At 59.2% G+C, this 2999-nt stretch carries 4 protein-coding genes; all 4 read right to left on the bottom strand.

The features are described 5' to 3' along the window. Window positions 1-687 (bottom strand): ABC transporter permease (locus VEG30_04990; GenBank protein HXZ79265.1); only part of this gene is annotated, 687 nt, incomplete at its 3' end. Beyond that, window positions 684-1625 (bottom strand): ABC transporter ATP-binding protein, encoded by a 942-nt coding sequence (locus tag VEG30_04985; protein HXZ79264.1) that lies wholly within the window; start codon window positions 1623-1625, stop codon window positions 684-686. The genes VEG30_04990 and VEG30_04985, both read right to left, overlap by 4 nt. 126 nt (window positions 1626-1751) lie before the next feature. Then, window positions 1752-2267: a prepilin-type N-terminal cleavage/methylation domain-containing protein gene (locus VEG30_04980; protein HXZ79263.1), complete on the bottom strand. Its 516-nt coding sequence runs from the start codon at window positions 2265-2267 to the stop codon at window positions 1752-1754. Between the two features lie 261 nt (window positions 2268-2528). Continuing rightward, on the bottom strand, window positions 2529-2999 hold a 471-nt coding region (locus tag VEG30_04975; GenBank protein ID HXZ79262.1), incomplete at its 5' end, for a pili assembly chaperone.

The following is a 2999-nucleotide window of genomic DNA, read 5'->3' as shown; positions in this document are numbered from 1 at the left end:
AAGCTGGGCCGCGACCGGTTGCTCGTGCGCCACCGAGCTGATCACGTTGAGGGTGGAAAAGTTAGGTACCAGATAAGCCGCGGCCGTGGCCAGCCAGCGCGTCCCCCCATGGGCCATGGCCGCAAACCCGCGCAAGTCCTCGGAGAAGCTCCCGATAACGAACAGCGAGAAGGCAAAGACGGCCGAGAGCAGGGGAGACGAAAAGGAGGAAAACAGCAGCGCCAGTGAGCAGATGATCAGAAACTCCAGGATGATGAAATACAACGCCACCAGGATCCAGCCATCCGGCCTGTGAAACGCGTGCGCCACATACAGCAGAGCGGCAAACACACCAATTGCCATGAAGAGGGCATTGACCACCAGCGTGCCCGCCAGCCCGAAGAATTTCCCGACGATGAACTCCCAGCGCCGCACCGGGCGCGACAGCACGGTGTAGAGCGTCCGCTTCTCGATTTCCTTCGAGACCAGCCCGATGCCGATGAAGATTGCGATCACGACCCCGAAAAGCGAAACCGCGGTCAGTCCGAGATTCACGACGACCAGGCGTTCGATGTCGATAGAAATCTGGCCGATCAGGACCGCAGCCCCACTCAGCAGCAAGGCGAAGGCGATCAGGTTGTACAACACACGGTCGCGTACCGCCTCGCGGAAGGTGTTGGATGCGATGTGGAAAATGGGTGTCGTCATGCCTGCACCCCGGCCGTCTTTTCGGAGGTCTTGAGTTTTTCCACGAAATACTGCTCCAGCGTCGTGCGCACGGGAGTGACAGCAATCAGCCGCAGCCGCTCCCGGCGGAGAGCGTCGATGGCAAAATCTTGGCTCTCTTCTGGCAGGATGGCTCGCACGGTGTCGCCGGTGATGTGGCAATCCGCGCGCAGAGCTTTCATGCAAGCCGGCACGACCGTGCCTTGCCAGACTAGTTCGACTTGTCCGCGCACATTGGCGGTTAATTCCGCGACCGCACCCACGGCGCGCAGCTGACCCAGGTGAATCACCGCGACGCGGTCGCACAGCGCTTCCGCGTCTGAGAGAATGTGTGTCGAGAAGAAGATCGTCTTGCCGGCGTGCTTGAGTTCCTCGATCAAGTTCCGCACTTCACGCCGCCCCATCGGGTCCAGGCCCGACATAGGCTCATCGAGAAAGACCACCGTAGGATCATGGAGAATGGCCTGCGCGATTCCCACCCGCTGCAGCATACCCTTCGAGAACTTGCGCAGCTGGAGGCCGCCAACTTCGGGCAGACCGACGCGCGCGAGAACCGCGTCAATCCGCTTCGAAAGGTTCTTTCCAGGGATGCCAGACAGGCGTCCATAATACTGCAAGAGCTCGCGAGCGGTCAGGTAGTCATAAAAATACGGCTGCTCGGGAAGGAAGCCGATCTGCGACTTGACTGTCGGGTCGGTCCATTCCTTGCCCAGGATCCGGGCCGAGCCCGCAGTCGGAAAAATCAGACCCAGGAGGAGCTTAAGAGTAGTGGTCTTTCCGGCGCCGTTGGGGCCCAGGAAGCCGAAGATTTCGCCCTCCTCCACGGTCAACGATAGCGGAAACAGAGCCTGCGTCTGCTTTTTGAGCCAGAAGCCGACCGAGTAGGTTTTCTCCAGCGCATTGGTTTCGATCGCGGACATGGTTCCGTTCGGAGCTTCCTCCCGCAGCAAATTATAAGCAAACCTAGGAGGGCATCCGCGTGGAAATGCAGAGCCTGAGTGCCATAAGTAATCGGTTCGCGCTCACACGAGCAGCGGCACAATGTCCTACTGGAGAATAGACGGGAAGGCATTGCACGCCGCAACCGTGGTAACGGGGGGCGCACCAGTCGCCGCCTCAAACCGCAGTACCGCATCGGATGACGAACAAAAGTCTCGATCGCCGCTGGTACGAGGACTGATGGGCGCGGCGCTCGCTACAAAGTCAGAGTTAAGTCCATTATTCGCAATTCCGGTTGCGTTCACAAAGTATCCTGACTTCCCAGCGCTACCCGGAATTGCAGTCGAGAGCACGTTGTCTAACAGGCAGGCGGAGGCCGGGGTCGGAGGTGCGCAAGCCACCCCGCCTAGGTCTGCGATCTTCGTGGCAAACCCGATGCTCGGATAGCTGGTGTAGTAGGAAGTCTCTGCCGTTTTGATCTGCCGGATGGAGCTGACCGCCGATGCTTCATTCGCAGCCATCTTGGCACGGAGCAGGCTCGGAATCGCAATCGCCGCGATGATCAGTATGATCGCGATCACGATCAGCAATTCGAGGAGAGAAAACCCTTTCACTCTATGCATGCCCACAGTCCTTCAACCGTCCGTTCTCAACAGCACTTTTGTTGCAATCTACTGGCCATTCTGGGGTCTGAGTCGAAGCCTCGATTCATCAAGAGCCACCTGCTCCTGACTCCCTTGCTCCCTCGCTCCCTTGTCGTCGGGCGGCAGCCAGCCTTCGTTCCTGAGTTCCTAGGTTTGGACCCAACTTCCTACTGTGCTTTGTAGGGCAAAAAGAAGAGCACCAGATCGCTCCGGTGCTCTTACACTCGTGCAGGCTTGGGCTTACTGCAACGGCTGAACTGCCGCGCTGCAAACCGCGATCGGTCCGGGGTTCTGAGCACGAACCACCGCGTCTTCGATCGAGCAGAAGCCTTTCACGCCAGTCGTATTCACGGTCAATGGATTGGCCTCGACGTGATACGTCGTATTGATGACCCCGCCGCCCGGGCCGGGGGCGCCAAGGTAGGTGTAGTTGTAACCGCTCTTGCCGCTGCCAGCCGGCGTACCGTCCTGCGCCAGGTTGTTGTCGATCAAGCAGGCATTTGTGAGCACCGGCACGACTGTCGAACACGTACCGGCAGCATCACCCAGGTTACCCAGGTTCAGGGAATAGCCGACCTGAGGATAGTTGGTGTAGTACGAAACTTCGGCTGTGTTGATGGTGCGAACACCGCTGGCCGCGGACGACTCGTTCGCGGCAATGCGCGCGCGCAGCAGGTTCGGAATGGCGATCGCGGCGATAATCAGGATGAT

The sequence above is a fragment of the Terriglobales bacterium genome, from assembly GCA_035624455.1.
In the GTDB taxonomy this organism is placed as follows: Bacteria; Acidobacteriota; Terriglobia; order Terriglobales; family Acidobacteriaceae; genus DASPRM01.
This window is presented reverse-complemented; position numbering and strand designations above follow the sequence as displayed.